Here is a 14,783-nt window from a genome sequence, read left to right on the forward strand (position 1 = left end):
ATATGGGTAAACCGTGAGCGTTTCTTTAAGTCGTCTCGAGCGTCTGCTCGGCTACACCTTCAAGGATCAGGAATTGATGGTCCTTGCCCTCACACACCGCAGCTTTGCAGGGCGTAATAACGAACGCCTGGAATTCCTCGGTGATGCCATCCTCAATTTCGTCGCCGGTGAAGCCCTGTTCGAGCGCTTCCCCCAAGCCCGTGAAGGCCAGCTGTCGCGCCTGCGCGCGCGCCTGGTTAAAGGCGAGACCCTGGCCGTGCTGGCCCGTGGTTTCGGCCTTGGCGAGTACCTGCGCCTGGGGTCCGGTGAGTTGAAGAGCGGCGGTTTCCGTCGTGAGTCGATCCTGGCCGACGCCCTTGAGGCGTTGATCGGTGCGATCTACCTGGATGCTGGCATGGAAGCGGCCAAGGAGCGGGTGACGGCCTGGCTGACGTCGGAAATCGAAAGCCTGACCCTGGTCGACACCAACAAAGATCCCAAGACCCGCCTGCAGGAATTCCTGCAGTCCCGCGGGTGCGAACTGCCACGTTACGAAGTGGTGGATATCCAAGGTGAGCCCCATTGCCGCGTGTTCTTCGTGGAATGTGAAATCACCTTACTGAATGAAAAAAGCCGAGGTCAGGGTGTGAGCCGTCGTATTGCCGAACAGGTAGCGGCCGCCGCAGCACTGATTGCCCTGGGCGTGGAGAATGGCCATGACTGATTCAACCGCAACACGCTGTGGCTATGTTGCCATCGTCGGCCGCCCCAACGTGGGCAAGTCCACGCTGCTGAACCACATCCTCGGCCAGAAGCTCGCGATCACCTCGCGCAAGCCGCAGACCACTCGCCACAACATGCTGGGCATCAAGACCGAAGGCGCCGTGCAGGCGGTCTACGTCGACACTCCAGGTATGCACAAAGGCGGCGAGAAGGCCCTGAACCGCTACATGAACAAGACCGCCTCGGCCGCGTTGAAAGACGTCGACGTGGTGATCTTCGTGGTCGACCGCACCAAGTGGACCGACGAAGACCAGATGGTCCTCGAACGCGTGCAGTACGTCACCGGCCCATTGATCGTCGCGCTGAACAAGACCGACCGTATCGAAGACAAATCCGAACTGATGCCGCACCTGACCTGGCTGCAGGAACAACTGCCCAATGCCCAGATCATGCCGATCTCGGCCCAGCACGGGCATAACCTCGAAGCCCTGGAACGCGTGATCGCCGGCTACCTGCCGGAGAACGAGCACTTCTTCCCGGAAGACCAGATCACCGACCGCAGCAGCCGTTTCCTCGCCGCTGAACTGGTGCGCGAGAAAATCATGCGCCAAATGGGCGCAGAGCTGCCGTACCAGATCACCGTTGAAATCGAAGAGTTCAAGCAGCAGGGCAAGACCTTGCATATCCATGCGCTGATCCTCGTCGAGCGTGACGGCCAGAAGAAAATCATCATTGGCGACAAGGGCGAGCGCATCAAGCGTATCGGTACCGAAGCGCGCAAGGACATGGAATTGCTGTTCGATTCCAAGATCATGCTCAACCTGTGGGTGAAGGTGAAGGGTGGTTGGTCCGATGATGAGCGCGCATTGCGCTCCCTGGGTTACGGCGACCTGTAAGGTCTTGAGTACACCGCAGGACTGAAAGTGTGGGAGGGGGCTTGCCCCCGATAGCGGTGGGTCAGTTGATAGATAAGTGACTGAACCACCGCCATCGGGGGCAGGCCCCCTCCCACATTGGGTTTATGTTGTTTTCAAGATTGCCGTCAGCCGTGAGAACCCCATGTCCTCAACCCCACCTCCTAGCCAACTCGCCTACGTCCTGCACAGCCGCGCCTACCGTGAGACCAGCGCCCTGGTGGACTTCCTCACGCCTCAAGGTCGCCTGCGTGCGGTATTGCGTAGCGCACGGGGCAAGGCGGGCACATTGGCACGGCCCTTCGTGGCGTTGGACGTGGAGTTTCGTGGCAAGGGCGAGTTGAAAAACGTCGGCCGCCTGGAAAGCGTCGGCACTTCAGCCTGGCTCAATGGCGATGCACTGTTCAGCGGCCTCTACCTCAATGAGCTGCTGATCCGCCTGCTGCCCGCCGAAGACCCGCACCCGGCGGTCTTCGATCACTATGCTGCCACCTTGCTGGCCCTGGCCGAGGGTCGCCCCCTGGAGCCATTGCTGCGGGCATTCGAATGGCGCCTGCTCGATGACCTGGGCTACGGTTTTGAGTTGAACAACGACCTGCATGGCGAGCCCATCGCCGCCGACGGCATGTACCGCCTGCAAGTCGATGCTGGCCTGGAGCGCGTGTATCTGTTGCAACCGGGCCTGTTCCAGGGCACCGAACTGCTGGCCATGAGCGAAGCCGACTGGAGCGCCCCCGGCGCCTTGTCCGCCGCCAAGCGCCTGATGCGCCAGGCCCTCGCGGTCCACCTGGGCGGACGGCCGTTGGTCAGTCGCGAGTTGTTTCGAAAGCCCTGACATCCCCGTGTATGCTGTGCACCGTTTCTTTCCCTTTTCAGGAGCGCTTCCGTGACCACCAGCAATCGCATTCTTCTTGGCGTCAACATCGACCACGTCGCTACCCTGCGCCAGGCCCGGGGCACCCGTTACCCTGACCCGGTCAAGGCCGCGCTGGACGCCGAAGAAGCGGGCGCCGACGGCATCACCGTGCACCTGCGCGAAGACCGCCGTCACATCCAGGAGCGCGACGTGTTGCTGCTCAAGGACGTGCTGCAAACCCGCATGAACTTCGAAATGGGCGTCACCGAGGAAATGATGGCGTTCGCCGAACGCATCCGCCCGGCTCACATCTGCCTGGTACCGGAAACCCGCCAGGAACTGACCACCGAAGGCGGCCTCGACGTGGCCGGCCAGGAAGCGCGGATCAAGGCCGCCGTGGAGCGCCTGTCGAAGATCGGCAGCGAAGTGTCATTGTTCATCGACGCCGATGAGCGCCAGATCGAAGCCTCCCGTCGGGTCGGCGCGCCGGCTATTGAACTGCACACCGGCCGTTACGCCGACGCCACCACACCGACCGACGTGGCGGATGAACTGCAGCGCATCATCGACGGTGTGAACTGCGGCCTCACCGAAGGCCTGATCGTCAACGCCGGTCATGGCCTGCACTACCACAACGTCGAAGCCGTGGCCGCGATCAAGGGCATCAACGAGCTGAACATCGGCCATGCTCTGGTGGCCCACGCATTGTTCGTCGGTTTCAAAGGCGCCGTCGCCGAGATGAAAGCCCTGATCCTGGCGGCCGCCAAGCACTAAAAACAGCGAAAATCCAATGTGGGAGGGGGCTTGCCCCCGATGGCGGTGTATCAGTCAGCAAGTCTGTACCTGACCCACCGCTATCGGGGGCAAGCCCCCTCCCACATGAGAAGTCTTACTGTTTAGCCGTTGCAGGTGTATCGTATCTGCCCTTTGCAGGCCCTGCGCCTGCGGCAGATACGTGAGGTTGTTGTGTCCCGATCCTTTTCCCGTCGACAAATCCTGGGTGGTCTTGCAGGCCTGGCCGTAGTGGGCGTCGGTGCCGGTGGCGCCTACCGCTACTGGCTGGGGAAGGTCGCCGAAGCCGAAGCAGGGCACGATTACGAACTGATCGCCGCGCCGCTCGATGTGGAACTGGTGCCGGGGCACAAAACCCAAGCCTGGGCCTTCGGCCCGTCAGCACCGGGTACTGAACTGCGTGTGCGTCAGGGCGAGTGGCTGCGAGTGCGCTTTATCAACCACCTGCCGGTCGCCACCACCATCCACTGGCACGGCATTCGCCTGCCGCTGGAAATGGACGGCGTACCCTACGTCTCGCAATTGCCGGTGCTGCCCGGCGAGTACTTCGACTACAAGTTCCGTGTGCCGGACGCCGGCAGCTACTGGTACCACCCCCATGTGAACAGCAGCGAAGAGCTCGGCCGTGGCCTGGTCGGCCCGCTGATCATTGAAGAGCGCGAACCCACGGGTTTCAAGCACGAACGCACCCTCAGCCTGAAAAGCTGGCACGTGGACGAAGAGGGCGCGTTTGTCGCCTTCAGCATTCCACGCGAGGCGGCGCGGGGCGGTACGGCGGGGCGCCTGTCGACCATCAATGGCGTGTCCCAGGCGGTGATCGACTTGCCGGCCGGGCAGATCACCCGCGTGCGTTTGCTCAACCTCGACAACACCCTGACCTACCGCATCAACATCCCCGACGTCGAAGCGCAGATCTACGCGCTGGATGGCAACCCCATCGAGCCGCGCCCATTGGGCAAGGAATACTGGCTGGGCCCGGGCATGCGCATCTGCCTGGCGATCAAGGCACCGCCGGCGGGCGAGGAGCTGTCGATCCGTAACGGACCCGTACGCCTGGGCACTTTCCGCTCAGTCGCCAACACCGACGCGCCCACCGAGTGGCCACCGGCGTTGCCGGCCAACCCGATTGCCGAGCCCGACCTGGCCAATGCGGAGAAACTCAACTTCAATTTCGAGTGGGTCGGTTCGGTGTCGGTCAACGTCGACAACGGCAAGCCGCCGAGCCTGTGGCAAATCAACGGCCAGGCCTGGGACATCACCGACAAGACCTGCGCCGACCGCCCGATTGCCAAGCTGGAAAAGGGCAAGAGCTACATTTTCGAATTGAAGAACATGACCCAGTACCAGCACCCGATCCACTTGCACGGCATGAGTTTCAAGGTCATCGCCTCGAACCGCCACAAGGTGATCCCGTATTTCACCGACACCTACCTGCTGGGCAAGAACGAACGCGCCCGCGTGGCGTTGGTGGCGGATAACCCGGGGGTGTGGATGTTCCATTGCCACGTGATCGACCACATGGAAACCGGCCTGATGGCCGCGATCGAGGTGGTGTGATGCGCCAGTTTCGCCCCACGGCGATCATCGACCGCAGCCGCGACCAGGACTTCATGCGCGAAGCCCTGGCGCTGGCCGCCCAAGGCGCGGCGCTGGGCGAAGTGCCGGTGGGCGCGGTGCTGGTGCAGGACGGTGAAATCATCGGTCGCGGTTTCAACTGCCCGATCAGCGGCAACGATCCCAGCGCCCATGCGGAAATGGTCGCCATCCGCGCCGCCGCCCAGGCCGTGAGCAACTATCGCCTGCCCGGCAGCACGCTGTATGTGACCCTCGAACCGTGCAGCATGTGCGCCGGCCTGATCGTGCATTCGCGGATTGCGCGGGTGGTGTACGGCGCGCTGGAGCCCAAGGCGGGAATTGTGCAGAGCCAGGGGCAGTTTTTTACCCAAGGGTTTCTCAATCATCGGGTGTTGTTTGAAGGCGGTGTGCTGGCCGAGGAGTGCGGCACGGTGTTGAGCGAGTTCTTCAAGGCCCGCCGAGCCAAGCCCCAAATCTAACCAACACTGAAAATCCAATGTGGGAGGGGGCTTGCCCCCGATAGCGGTGTATCAGCCATAGATGTGTTGGCTGACCGACTGCTATCGGGGGCAAGCCCCCTCTCACATTTGGATTTCTGTTGTTCCAGGAAGATCAGCGGTTACTTCTTGGCGATGATCACCGCCCGCATCGGTGCCGGCAGCCCTTCAATGGTCTTGCTGTGGTCCTCGGGATCGAGGAAGTCACTCAACGACTGATACTTCATCCACGCCGTCCCGCGCTGTTCCTGCACCGTGGTCACGCTCACATCCACGCAGCGCACATCACTGAACCCGGCCCGGCGCAACCACAGCATCAGCGCCGGCACCGACGGCAGGAACCACACGTTACGCATCTGTGCATAACGGTCTTCCGGTACCAGCACCTGTTGTTGATCGCCTTCCACCACCAAGGTTTCCAGGACCAGTTCACCGCCCTTGATCAAGGTGTCCTTCAGCGCCAGCAGGTGTTCGATCGGCGAGCGACGGTGATAGAAAACCCCCATGGAAAACACCGTGTCGAAGCCTTCCAGGTTCGCCGGCAGGTCCTCGAACGGGAATGGCAGGTGCCAGGCCCTGGGTTCGGACAGGTAACGCTGTACGGCCTGGAACTGGCAGAAGAACAGCCAGTTCGGGTCGACGCCGATCACGCTGTCGGCCCCTGCGCCGAGCATGCGCCACATGTAGTAACCGTTGCCGCAGCCCACATCGAGGATGCGCTTGCCTTTCAGGTCCAGATGGGGCGCCACGCGCGACCATTTCCAGTCCGAGCGCCATTCGGTGTCCACATGCACGCCGAACAGATGAAACGGGCCTTTGCGCCACGGGCTCAGGCCCATCAGCGCGGTGTGCATTTGCGCGCGGGTGGCGTCGTCGCAGGCGGTGTCCAACACCAGGCCATTGAGCAGGTCGATCTCGGTGGGCTGGATCTTCGGCAGTGCATCCAGTGCGCTCTGCCAGCGCTCCAGGTCGCCATGGCCCTTTTCCATCTTGCTATCGAGCTGCGCTTGCAGGCCCTGGGCCCAGACAGCCAAGGGAGTGCCGACCAGATGGCGGGCGAGGGGGGACAAATCAATCATGGCAAGGCAATCAACGAGGCAAAGTTAAGACACTGGAACCACGGCACGACTTTCGAAAACCCGGCCGCCAGCAGGCGTTCGCGGTGTTCTTCAAGGCTGTCGGGCTTCATGACGTTTTCGATGGCGCTGCGCTTCTGGGCGATTTCCAGTTCGCTGTAGCCGTTGGCGCGCTTGAACGCGATATGCAGGTCGGTGAGCAGTGCGTGCTCTTCAGGATCATTGAAACGCAGCTTTTCCGAGAGGATCAACGCACCGCCCGGCAGCAGTGCCTGGCGGATGCGCCCAAGCAACGCCAGGCGCTGCTCGGGGGCGATGAATTGCAGGGTGAAGTTCAGGGCCACCACCGAGGCGGGTTGGAATTGCAACCCGAGGATATCGCCCTCGATCACCTCCACCGGCAGCAGCTCCTGGAACATCGAGTCCTGGCCATTGAGGTATTGGCGGCAACGCTCGACCATCGCCGCCGAATTATCCACCGCGATCACCCGGCAGCCGTCAGTGCGCACATGGCGACGCAGGGCCTGGGTCACCGCGCCCAGCGAAGAACCCAGGTCGTAGAGCACGCTGTGGGGCTGGGCAAACTGCGCCGCGAGTACACCGAGGTTTTCGACGATGGTCGGGTAACCGGGCACCGAACGCTTGATCATGTCGGGGAATACCCGCACCACGTCCTCGTTAAAGGCGAAGTCCGGCACCTGGGGCAGGGGCTGGGCGAATAGGCGATCGGGTTCTTTGCTCACGGTTGTTCCGGCGACGAGGGGGAAAGGCCGGCATTTTAGCCAAGTTGCTCATCGGATGCGCGGGTTGTCTGATTTGTGGTAATGAGCGGGCTTGTCGAATCGTCGCACCGCCCCCATCGGGCTGCGCAGCAGCCCCGGACTATCAAGGCCACCGCGGCTTCTGGGTGAATGCCGATGCGGTGATGCCCCACTGTCCCAGCCAGTAAGTCACGATCAATAAATAGGGCGCGGCCTCGAATGACACCACAAATCGATTGATACCGATCAGGGTGTCGGAAAACACAAACGACGCGGCCCCTGCCGCCGCCAATGCGGCTGAACGCTTCGGCACCTCACTGCCCAGTCGGGCCAACGCACGCCAGAGCATGGCGCTGATCACCAGCGCGTAAATCACCACGGGTATCAGCAAATCACCGAGGCCGTGGGCAATCAGAATGCTCAACAAGATCGCGCCCACAGCGAGTGCCAGTACCAGCGGCAGCAGTGCCAGGCGGCGGCAGTCGCTGAAATACGCCTTGAGGTATGCCAGGTGGGCAAACAGAAACGCGCCGAGGCCGAAGATAAAGAGATCGCCCGGCCATGCCAGCAGCACATCGCCGGCCAGGGAAAAAATCAGCCCAAGGCTGATCCAGCGTCGGTAGTCGGTCGGCGGTGCATCATGTAACCAGCCCAGCAGCGCCAGTACCGGCAATGGCTTGACCAGCAAGCAAAGCAGGGTGGCGTGGGTGCTCAGGCCATAGATAAAGGTACCGGCCCCCATCAGCGCAAGAATCAGCCATGGCATATCAGTTCACCGTGATGGCGCAGTCGAAGGTCTCGGCGGGTTCGGCTTCCGGTTCCCAGGGTTGCTGGGAGGTCAGGCGCAAACGTCCCTGGCCGGTGGCAAAGGCCTGGAAGCGCCAGGTGGACTGGCCGCCACCGCCGATCACGCCGGACTCTTTGCTGTTGTAGACCTCGGGGCTCAGGGCACGCAGCACGCCACCCGCCGAATCCTGGATTGCCCAGCGGTAGCCAGTAGTGGGGTTGCTCGGCAGGGTGAGGATCAGGTTTTGCCCAGGTTTAAGCTGGAGCGGGCAGGCGCTCTGTTCTTCCACGGTGACGTTTTGCTTGGGGGCACTGGCGCACGCGGCCAGCAGGGCAAGGCTCAAGGGGAGAAGCAGGCGGGCAGCAGTCATGGGGGCTCCGTTCATTCACGACGAAGGGCGAGCATAACCGAAGATGAGACAAGGTGTGACAAGAGGCAGCAGAGTGCCCTTTGTGGTGGGCACGCTTGTTGTGGTGGGCACGCTTGTTGTGGCGAGCAGGCTTGCCCTGCGTTGGGCTGCGAAGCAGCCCCTCTTAAAAAGACCCCATTCTTCCTGAAAGAATGGGGTCGTTGGTTTTGGGGCTGCTTCGCAGCCCAACGCAGGGCAAGCCTGCTCGCCACAGAGGCCAGCTCAGGGGCTAGAGGTTTATCAGAAGAGCACCTTCGCCACATCCGCAAAACGCTTGGCAAAGTGCACGGTCATCCCTTCCTTCAGATACTCCGGCAATTCCTCGAAACTGCCACGGTTCGGCTCCGGCAGGATCAGCTCGTGGATCTTCTGGCGCCGCGCGGCGATCACCTTCTCGCGCACTCCGCCAATCGGCAGCACATGCCCGGTCAGCGTCAGTTCACCGGTCATCGCCACGCCTTTTTTCGGCGGCTGGTTGCGCGCCAGCGACAGCAGCGCACTGGCCATGGTTACCCCAGCGCTTGGGCCGTCCTTCGGTGTGGCACCTTCCGGCACGTGCAGGTGCACGAAGGCTTCGTCGAAGAATTTCGGGTCGCCACCAAACGACTTCAGGTTGGAGCTGATGTAGCTGTAGGCGATTTCGGCGGACTCCTTCATCACATCACCCAACTGCCCGGTGAGCTTGAAGCCGCGGTTCAGCGTGTGGATGCGCGTCGCCTCGATGGGCAGGGTCGCGCCGCCCATGCTGGTCCAGGCCAGGCCGGTGATCACGCCGGTGCCGGACAGCACTTGCTCGTTGCGGAACACCGGCATGCCCAGGGAGGCCTCCAGGTCCTTGTTGCCGATCTTGATCACCGAGTTTGGCTCATCCAGCAGCTTGACCACGGCCTTGCGTACCAGTTTGCCCAGCTGTTTCTCCAACTGGCGCACGCCGGCCTCGCGGGCATATCCGTCGATCAAGGCGCGCAGGGCGCCGTCGCTGATGGACAGGCTGGTTTTCGCCACGCCGGCTTTTTCCAGCTGTTTGGGCCACAGGTGGCGCTTGGCGATGGCGACTTTTTCTTCGGTGATATAGCCCGACAGGCGAATCACTTCCATGCGGTCCAGCAACGGCCCGGGGATCGAGTCCAGGGTGTTGGCTGTACACACGAACAGCACTTTGGACAGGTCCAGGCGCAGGTCGAGGTAATGGTCGAGGAATTCGACGTTCTGCTCCGGGTCGAGGGTTTCCAGCAGCGCCGAGGCCGGGTCGCCCTGGAAGCTTTGGCCCATCTTGTCGATCTCGTCGAGCATGATCACCGGGTTCATCACTTCCACGTCTTTCAACGCCTGCACCAGCTTGCCCGGCAGGGCGCCGATGTAGGTGCGGCGATGGCCCTTGATCTCGGCCTCGTCGCGCATGCCGCCGACACTGAAGCGATAGAACGGCCGGCCCAGGGACTCGGCGATGGATTTACCCACGCTGGTCTTGCCCACGCCCGGCGGGCCCACCAGCAGCACGATGGAGCCGGAGACCTCGCCTTTGTAGGCGCCCACGGCGAGGAACTCGAGGATACGGCTCTTGATGTCATCCAGCCCCGCGTGGTGCTTGTCGAGCACCTTGCGCGCGTGTTTCAGGTCCAGCTTGTCCTCGCCGTACACGCCCCACGGCACCGAGGTGGCCCAATCCAGGTAGTTGCGTGTGACCGCGTACTCCGGTGAACCGGTTTCGAGGATCGACAGTTTGTTCAGTTCTTCATCAATGCGCTTTTGCGCCTGGGCCGGCAGCACCTTGCCTTCCAGCCGTTGCTCGAATTGTTCGACGTCCGCGCTGCGGTCGTCCTTGGTCAGCCCCAGTTCCTGCTGGATGACCTTGAGTTGTTCCTTGAGGAAGAACTCGCGCTGGTGCTCGCCGATCTTGCGGTTCACCTCGGCGGAGATTTCCTTTTGCAGGCGCGCGACTTCGACTTCCTTGCGCAGCATCGGCAGCACTTTTTCCATGCGCTTGAGCATGGGCACGCAGTCCAGCACTTCCTGCAACTCGTTACCGGTGGCCGAGGTCAGCGCGGCGGCGAAGTCGGTCAGCGGCGACGGGTCGTTGGGGCTGAAGCGGTTGAGGTAGTTCTTCAACTCTTCGCTGTACAGCGGGTTGAGTGGCAACAGTTCCTTGATCGCATTGATCAGCGCCATGCCATAGGCCTTGACCTCATCGGTCGGCTCGGTGGGCTGGTGCGGGTATTCGACTTCCACCAGATACGGCGGGCGGTGGTGCTTGAGCCAGGTGCGAATCCTCACGCGGGTCAGGCCCTGGGCGACGAATTGCAACTTGCCGTTCTCACGGCTGGCGTGGTGCACCTTCACCAGGGTGCCGTACAGCGGCAGGGCGGAGGTGTCGAAGTGCCGTGGGTCTTCCGGCGGGGTGTCCATGAAGAACAGGGCCAGGGAGTGGTGATCGGATTTGCTCACCAGTTCCAGGGTTTCGGCCCACGGCTCTTCATTGACGATCACCGGCAGCACTTGCGCGGGGAAGAACGGGCGGTTGTGGATCGGGATGATGTAGACCTTGTCCGGCAGGTTTTGCCCAGGCAGCGCCAGGCCTGTGTTGGTCGAATGGGATTCAGCGTTTTCGGGGTCGGCGTAATCTTGGAGGTCGATATCCGGCAATTCTTGCTGGTCGCTCATGGGGCACCTGCATAAGTAAGTATGCAGGTTAGATGGGGCGGGTCAGTGGTGGTTTCAATGGCGGGGGCGAGATAGCAACATATTGCATGAAATTACTGCGGCGGCTTGGTCAATGGGAAGGGGAAAGCCCCCTCCCACATTGGGTTCGTGTTGAGTCAGCTGATTTTGTGCAGGTAGACGGGGAGTGGCTGTTCGGGAAGTACCGACAGCACCTTCAAGCGCTGCAACATCCGCTGCCGCGCCCGTTGCAAATGCTCACGCAGGTTCAACGCCGCGGCATCGAATGCGCCATGCAGCAGCAGCTCCAAAATCAAGCGATGTTCGGCGAGCATTGCCGGATCTGCGCCGATCCCCAGCAACCGATAGAAAATCCGGCTGATGATCATCGGGCTCTGGCCCTGGCGAATCAGCGCGGCGATCTTGCGGTTTTGCAGGCCGGCGAGGCAGCGCTGGTGCAGGTCCTCTTCGATCTGCTCGATAGCTTCCAGGCTGCATTGCGGGCTGTCCTGAGCGTCCAGCACGCGTTGCAACATGGCTTCGAGCACCTCGCGGTCGAGGTTGGGCGCGCTCTGGCGCAGGGCTTCGGGTTCCAGGCAGGCGCGCAGTTCGTAGTCTTCGGTGACTTCGCGGGCGGTCAGCGGCCCGGCCAGCCATTGCGAGTAGGGCTCTTTTTCCACCAGGCCACGGTCGCGCAGGCGCATCAGCGCTTCACGCACCACTGCGCGGCTGACGCCGTAGTGGTCGGCGGCGGCCTGTTCGTCCAGGCGGTAATGGCCGAAGGCGATGCAGGTGGAGAGTGCCGCGCCGATTTCCTCGACGATGCGCTCGCCCAGCGGCCGCGTGTCCACCAACTCATCGTCGCCGTTCAGGCCCAGGTGCGCATGGCTCAGGGGCAGGCGCAGCGGCTCCAGGTCCAGCCCCTCGGGGTTGATCAGGTAGCCTCGGCCATTGAAGCGGCAGATCAGCCCCTCGGCATGCAGCAGGTCCAGCGCCTTGCGCACGGGCACGCGGCTGGTGCCGAACAATTCGGCCAGCGGCGCTTCCAGCAGCACCAGGCCATGACGGGCGGTGCCATTGACGATTGCATCACGCAACACCTGGTGAATCATGGCGTACCGGGAGGCCGAGGCGGACACTGCTTTCATCGATTTCTCAAGGGCGTGTAGGACGATGGCCGGGGATTCTCTCATAGATGGGTCTGTCACTCTGCGCCACATCAAGGGCACTTTTTTGGGGCCTTGCCTGTAGGAATGTTACTTTTTGCACCAAAATGTACTTATTAATAAAATATACGTTATTGGGTTAAGGGTTCGCGCCTAAAAGGTGAACCCTTTTTTTTGCCGTGTCGAAAGCATCTATACCGCAGCTCTGGACGAAAAAACCGAATCGCTCTCGCTCACGCACTGACAGACTGGCACGAAAGCTGCCTTTGTAAAATGTACATTTTATTAATATGTACGTTTTATGAGGTTCATGCTGATGTCAGACGCCACTTCACTGGCCGAGGATTTCGCCAGCGGTCGCAGCGACCCGGTGCAAGCCCTCGAACAGGCACTCGATCAAGCGAGCCAGTCGGCGGCTGTGTTTATCTGCCTGACCGCCGAGCGTGCCCGTCGCGAAGCCGAAGCCGCCGCCGCGCGCTGGCGTGCTGGCCAGCCCTTGAGTGTATTCGACGGCGTGCCCCTGGCTTGGAAAGACCTGTTCGACGTGGCCGGCAGCATCACCACCGCCGGTGCTGCGTACCGGCGTCATGCGCCGGCCGCTTTGCTCGATGCGCCGAGCGTGGGCCTGCTGTGCCGCGCCGGCATGGTCAGCGTGGGCAAGACCAACCTCAGTGAGCTGGCCTATTCCGGGCTTGGCCTGAACCCGCATTTCGGCACCCCGCATAACCCCCATGGGCGGGATCAGCCGCGTATTCCCGGTGGCTCGTCTTCGGGGTCGGCGGTGGCTGTCGCCGCCGGCATCGTGCCAATCGCCATGGGCACCGACACCGCGGGTTCCATCCGCATCCCCGCGGCCCTCAACGGCCTGGTGGGGTACCGCAGCAGCAGTCGACGCTACAGCCGCGACGGGGTGTTCCCCCTGGCCCACACCCTCGACAGCCTGGGCCCGTTGACCCGCAGCGTGCGCGATGCGTTGGCCATCGACGACCTGCTCCATGGTCGCACTTCCAACCACCGCGTCCGCAGCCTCAAGGGCCAGCGCTTTGTACTGGAACAGGGCCTGCTGGCCGACGTTGAACCTGCCGTGCGCAATAACCTGCTGCGCGGGGTGGAACGCTTGAAGGCCGAGGGCGCGTTGGTCGAGATGCGCCCCTGCGCCACCTTCCAGGCCACCTTGGCACTGATCCAACAGCAAGGCTGGCTTGGCGCCTTCGAAGCCTTCGCCCTGCATGAAACCCTGCTCGACAGCGCCGACGCCGAACAGCTCGACCCGCGCGTACGCCGCCGCCTCGAAGCCGCGCGTTCCCTGCCGGCCAGCCGGTTGATCCACCTGATCGAGGCCCGTCAGCGCCTGCAACAACAACTGATCGATGACCTCGACGGCGCCCTGCTGATCACCCCCACCGTTGCCCATGTCGCCCCGGCATTGGCAGCGCTGGAAGCCGATGACGACCTGTTCGTCAGCACCAACCTCGCCACCCTGCGCCTGACCATGCCCGGCAGTTTGCTGGACATGCCCGGCGTGACCTTGCCCAGCGGCCATGATGCCCAGGGCCTGCCCACCGGGTTGCTGCTCAGCGCCCCGGCGGGGGAAGACGCACGCCTGTTGCGCGCGGCGTTGTCCGTCGAATCCCAACTGACTATCTAAGGAGACACCCCATGGCTAAAGACATCCTCTGTGCATTTGGCGTCGACGTTGACGCCGTCGCCGGCTGGCTCGGTTCCTACGGCGGCGAAGATTCGCCCGACGACATCTCCCGTGGCCTGTTCGCCGGCGAAATCGGCGCGCCGCGCCTGCTCAAGCTGTTTGAACGCTACGGCCTGCGCACCACCTGGTTTATCCCGGGCCATTCGATGGAAACCTTCCCTGAGCAGATGAAAGCCGTGGCCGACGCCGGGCATGAAATCGGCGTGCACGGCTACAGCCACGAAAACCCGATCGCGATGACCGCCGAGCAGGAAGAAATCGTGCTGGACAAGTCCATCGAACTGATCACCCAGGTCACCGGCAAACGCCCTACCGGCTACGTCGCTCCGTGGTGGGAATTCAGCAAGGTCACCAACGAGCTGCTGCTGAAAAAAGGCATCAAGTACGACCACAGCCTGATGCACAACGACTTCCATCCCTACTACGTGCGCAAGGGGGATACCTGGACCAAGATCGACTACAGCCAGCACCCCGACACCTGGATGAAACCCTTGGTGCGTGGCGAAGAAACCGACCTGGTGGAGATCCCGGCCAACTGGTACCTCGATGACCTGCCGCCGATGATGTTCATCAAGAAAGCCCCCAACAGCCACGGCTTCGTCAACCCGCGTCACCTCGAAGAAATGTGGCGCGACCAGTTCGACTGGGTCTACCGCGAACACGAACACGCGGTGTTCACCATGACCATCCACCCCGATGTGTCTGGCCGCCCGCAAGTGCTGTTGATGCTGGAGCGCTTGATCGAACACATCCAGAGCCATGCCGGCGTGCGCTTCGTCACCTTCGACGAAATCGCCGACGACTTTATCCGCCGCCAACCGCGTACCTGACCCCAACCCTGTAGGAGCGAGCTTGCTCGCGAAAAGCCTGAGAGCACTGCGT

The 14,783-nt window shown here is 62.3% G+C and carries 14 protein-coding genes; 8 read left to right on the forward strand and 6 right to left on the reverse strand.

The genetic code is table 11. The features are described from left to right. Positions 1–13: 13 nt before the first annotated feature. The 6 genes from rnc (at position 14) to tadA (ending at position 5,318) form a co-directional block, all read left to right on the forward strand. Positions 14–703 carry a ribonuclease III gene (gene rnc / locus AB7933_RS07095; RefSeq protein WP_024073622.1) on the forward strand — a complete coding sequence of 230 codons (690 nt, stop codon included), beginning with the start codon at positions 14–16 and terminating at the stop codon, positions 701–703. Continuing rightward, the gene (era, locus tag AB7933_RS07100) at positions 696–1,598 is read left to right on the forward strand and encodes a GTPase Era (RefSeq protein WP_024073623.1); all 903 of its coding nucleotides are present in this window, start codon (positions 696–698) and stop codon (positions 1,596–1,598) included. Before rnc ends, era begins: the two co-directional genes overlap by 8 nt. Before the next feature lie 163 nt (positions 1,599–1,761). After that, the gene (gene recO, locus AB7933_RS07105; protein WP_024073624.1) at positions 1,762–2,451 is read left to right on the forward strand and encodes a DNA repair protein RecO; all 690 of its coding nucleotides are present in this window, start codon (positions 1,762–1,764) and stop codon (positions 2,449–2,451) included. A gap of 51 nt (positions 2,452–2,502) precedes the next feature. Then, positions 2,503–3,246: a pyridoxine 5'-phosphate synthase gene (gene pdxJ, locus AB7933_RS07110; RefSeq protein WP_024073625.1), complete on the forward strand. Its 744-nt coding sequence runs from the start codon at positions 2,503–2,505 to the stop codon at positions 3,244–3,246. 192 nt (positions 3,247–3,438) lie between these two features. Continuing rightward, entirely contained in the window at positions 3,439–4,821 is a 1,383-nt protein-coding gene (locus AB7933_RS07115; protein ID WP_041161105.1) for a multicopper oxidase family protein, read from the forward strand. Then, on the forward strand, positions 4,821–5,318 hold the full coding sequence (gene tadA, locus AB7933_RS07120; RefSeq protein ID WP_024073627.1) for a tRNA adenosine(34) deaminase TadA: 498 nt from the start codon (positions 4,821–4,823) through the stop codon (positions 5,316–5,318). The genes AB7933_RS07115 and tadA overlap by 1 nt, the downstream gene beginning before the upstream one ends. Positions 5,319–5,458: 140 nt before the next feature. Here the strand turns inward: tadA and cmoB are convergent, their stop codons facing one another. The 6 genes from cmoB to AB7933_RS07150 all read right to left on the reverse strand — a co-directional run bounded on the left by cmoB (position 5,459) and on the right by AB7933_RS07150 (position 12,175). Continuing rightward, positions 5,459–6,415, reverse strand: coding sequence for a tRNA 5-methoxyuridine(34)/uridine 5-oxyacetic acid(34) synthase CmoB (cmoB, locus tag AB7933_RS07125; protein WP_024073628.1), 957 nt, complete (start codon positions 6,413–6,415; stop codon positions 5,459–5,461). After that, positions 6,412–7,155, reverse strand: a complete 744-nt coding sequence (gene cmoA / locus AB7933_RS07130; RefSeq protein ID WP_024073629.1) for a carboxy-S-adenosyl-L-methionine synthase CmoA — start codon at positions 7,153–7,155, stop codon at positions 6,412–6,414. The genes cmoB and cmoA overlap by 4 nt, the downstream gene beginning before the upstream one ends. A gap of 142 nt (positions 7,156–7,297) precedes the next feature. Beyond that, the gene (locus tag AB7933_RS07135; protein WP_024073630.1) at positions 7,298–7,939 is read right to left on the reverse strand and encodes a lysoplasmalogenase; all 642 of its coding nucleotides are present in this window, start codon (positions 7,937–7,939) and stop codon (positions 7,298–7,300) included. Between the two features lies 1 nt (position 7,940). Continuing rightward, complete coding sequence (locus tag AB7933_RS07140) at positions 7,941–8,330, reverse strand: protease inhibitor I42 family protein (RefSeq protein WP_024073631.1); 390 nt, start codon at positions 8,328–8,330, stop codon at positions 7,941–7,943. A 279-nt stretch (positions 8,331–8,609) separates the two neighbouring features. Further along, positions 8,610–11,030 (reverse strand): endopeptidase La, encoded by a 2,421-nt coding sequence (gene lon / locus AB7933_RS07145; protein ID WP_024073632.1) that lies wholly within the window; start codon positions 11,028–11,030, stop codon positions 8,610–8,612. A gap of 155 nt (positions 11,031–11,185) precedes the next feature. After that, complete coding sequence (locus AB7933_RS07150; RefSeq protein ID WP_024073633.1) at positions 11,186–12,175, reverse strand: GntR family transcriptional regulator; 990 nt, start codon at positions 12,173–12,175, stop codon at positions 11,186–11,188. A gap of 334 nt (positions 12,176–12,509) precedes the next feature. On the opposite strand from AB7933_RS07150, the gene AB7933_RS07155 reads away from it, so the two are divergent. Both AB7933_RS07155 and AB7933_RS07160 read left to right on the forward strand, forming a co-directional pair. Then, a complete protein-coding gene (locus AB7933_RS07155; RefSeq protein ID WP_041161106.1) occupies positions 12,510–13,841 on the forward strand; it encodes an amidase in 1,332 nt (443 codons plus the stop codon). A gap of 11 nt (positions 13,842–13,852) precedes the next feature. Beyond that, positions 13,853–14,731, forward strand: coding sequence for a polysaccharide deacetylase family protein (locus AB7933_RS07160; RefSeq protein ID WP_003210406.1), 879 nt, complete (start codon positions 13,853–13,855; stop codon positions 14,729–14,731). Positions 14,732–14,783 lie beyond the last annotated feature (52 nt).

Origin of the sequence: Pseudomonas gorinensis (assembly GCF_042015035.1) — a bacterium.
Lineage (GTDB): Bacteria > Pseudomonadota > Gammaproteobacteria > Pseudomonadales > Pseudomonadaceae > Aquipseudomonas > Aquipseudomonas gorinensis.

Coding starts and splice junctions, on each gene's coding strand:
- era (WP_024073623.1), top strand. CDS start 696: ATGACTGATTCAACCGCAACACGCTGTGGCTATGTTGCCATCGTCGGC.
- recO (WP_024073624.1), top strand. CDS start 1,762: ATGTCCTCAACCCCACCTCCTAGCCAACTCGCCTACGTCCTGCACAGC.
- tadA (WP_024073627.1), top strand. CDS start 4,821: ATGCGCCAGTTTCGCCCCACGGCGATCATCGACCGCAGCCGCGACCAG.
- cmoB (WP_024073628.1), bottom strand. CDS start 6,415: ATGATTGATTTGTCCCCCCTCGCCCGCCATCTGGTCGGCACTCCCTTG.
- AB7933_RS07135 (WP_024073630.1), bottom strand. CDS start 7,939: ATGCCATGGCTGATTCTTGCGCTGATGGGGGCCGGTACCTTTATCTAT.
- AB7933_RS07140 (WP_024073631.1), bottom strand. CDS start 8,330: ATGACTGCTGCCCGCCTGCTTCTCCCCTTGAGCCTTGCCCTGCTGGCC.
- lon (WP_024073632.1), bottom strand. CDS start 11,030: ATGAGCGACCAGCAAGAATTGCCGGATATCGACCTCCAAGATTACGCC.
- AB7933_RS07150 (WP_024073633.1), bottom strand. CDS start 12,175: ATGAAAGCAGTGTCCGCCTCGGCCTCCCGGTACGCCATGATTCACCAG.
- AB7933_RS07155 (WP_041161106.1), top strand. CDS start 12,510: ATGTCAGACGCCACTTCACTGGCCGAGGATTTCGCCAGCGGTCGCAGC.
- AB7933_RS07160 (WP_003210406.1), top strand. CDS start 13,853: ATGGCTAAAGACATCCTCTGTGCATTTGGCGTCGACGTTGACGCCGTC.